General features: G+C 72.4%; 1 protein-coding gene. It reads right to left on the bottom strand.

Annotated elements, in window-relative coordinates:
• Positions 1-2064, bottom strand: a 2064-nt coding sequence (locus LzC2_RS21260; RefSeq protein WP_171190025.1) for a serine/threonine protein kinase, incomplete at both ends; no start/stop codon positions are given.

Below are 2064 nucleotides of genomic sequence, written 5' to 3'. Positions count from 1 at the left end.
GCCCGGTCCAGCGTGGCCAACGCCGCGCGGGCGCCGCCGAGATCGTCGCGACGGCGGTCGTCCGCGGCCCGGACCCGCGAGACGTAACTGCGATGCTCCGAGACCCGCCGGGCCGCGATCGCCGCCAGCTTCGCCTGCTTCTCCTTCTCCGCGGCCACCCGGGCGGCTTCGGCGGCGGCTTCGGCGCGTTTCTGTTCGGCGACGGCCAGCAACTTCGCCTGCTTCTCCGCCTCGGCGCTCTTTTCAGCCGCCATGGCGGCGGCGAGCGCCTTCTGTTCCTCCTCGCGGGCCAGTTCCTTCGCGGCCTTCTCCGCCATCGCGCTTTTGCGGGCGGCCTCGGCGGCGGCCTCCGCCTTCCGCTGCTCGGAGACGGCCAGCAGCTTCGCCGCCTTCTCCGCCTCGGCACTCTTCTTGGCGGCGTCCGCGGCGGCGATCGCCTGTTCTTTCGCCTTCGCCTCGTCCTCCCGCGCTTTGACCGCCGCCATCGTGGCCTTCTTCTCCGCCTCGGCGGCGGCGAGCGCCTTCTTCGTCGCCTGCTCCGCGGCGAGCTTCGCCTCGCGCTCCGCGGCGGCGGCGATCCGTTCGGCGGCGGCGCTCTTCCGAGCCTCCTCGGCGGCTTTCTCCGCCCGGATCTGCTCGGTTCGGGCCAGCTTCTCCGCGGCGACCGCCTCCCCGCGGGCGGCGAGCGCGGCGTTCTTCTCCTGAACAATCACGTCCTGGGCGGCGATCAGATCGTTGCGGGCGTCCTCCGCCTCGACCCGCGCGATCGTTTCCTTCTCGCGGGCTTCCTCCGCCTCCTGCCGCGCAAGGTGCTGCTGGTAGCCGGTGTAGCTGACCGCCCCGAAGCCGATCAGCGTGACCAGCGCCAAGGAAAGGGCCAGCGACCGCGTCGCCTGCTTGCGGCGGTCCAGCTTGTTCTGGGTGTCGACGGCGAGGGTTTTCGCCTCGTCGTTGTCCGGCCAGAGGGCGACGGCGTCGTCGAACGCCGCGGCGCCGCGGGCCAGCTCCCCGGCGGCGACCAGTTCGGACCCGCGGGCCGTCAGACGGCGGCTCTGGCCGTGGGCGCGGTACTCGCGGACCGCGGCCTGCAACGCCTCGACCGATTCGTACCGATCGGCGGGGTCGGTGGCCATCGCCTTGCGGGCGACGGCGATCAGTTCGTCGTCCCGGTCGGTCGGGGTGAGAACGTTCTCGCGGGCGGCGACGCAGCAGGCGAGCGTCTTGTCCAACCGCACCGCCTGGGCGCGGCCGGCGCGCTGGGCGATCTGCTCCGCGACCGCGTCGTCGCCGGTGTGCGGACGTTTGCCGGTGGCGATCTCCCAGAGCATCGCGCCCAGCAGATAGACGTCGACCGCGGCGGTGACGGGCAGGTCCGGCTCGTCCGTCAGCCGCATGCTGGCGAGCTGGTTGTGGCCCTGCTCCGGCGCCATATAGGCCGGGGAGCCGCCGCCGCGCTGGTTGTCCGCGACGCGGCCGGGGCTGGCGAAGCGATCGGTGACGTGGGCGAGACCCCAGTCGAGCACCAGCACCTGACCGAAGCCGTCGAGCTGGACGTTCTCCGGTTTGAGGTCGTAGTTGATGACGCCGCGGTGGTGGGCGAACGCGACGGCGTCGGCGACCTTCAGCCAGACGTCGAGGTGCTCTTCTTCGCTCAGGGCGCCCTCGGCTCCCTTGGGGAGCTTGAGCACCTTGTTCCACCCGCGGCCGCCGATGACCTTCATGGCGTAGAACAGGTCGCCGCCGGCGTCGCGGCCGAGGTCGTAGACCGGAACGATGTTCGGGTGTTCGAGTTCGCCGGTGACGACCGCCTCGGTGGCGAGGCGGGCCTTCTGGCGGGAACTGACGCGGCCCTTGACCTGTTTGAGGGCGACGTCGCGGCCGAGCGAGCGTTGCTCCGCGCGACTGACGACGCCCATGCCCCCTTCGCCCAGCGCGGCGAGGACGGCGTAATCGGATTCGAGGCCCGCGGCGGCGGCGTCCGGGGCGATCCGCCGGGTGGGGACGGCCTCGCTGATGTGGGCGGCGCCGACATGCCCAGCGGCACCCTGATCGGCGGAGACGGAC

Origin of the sequence: Alienimonas chondri (genome assembly GCF_013036045.1) — a bacterium.
GTDB classification, from domain to species: domain Bacteria; phylum Planctomycetota; class Planctomycetia; order Planctomycetales; family Planctomycetaceae; genus Alienimonas; species Alienimonas chondri.
This window is presented reverse-complemented; position numbering and strand designations above follow the sequence as displayed.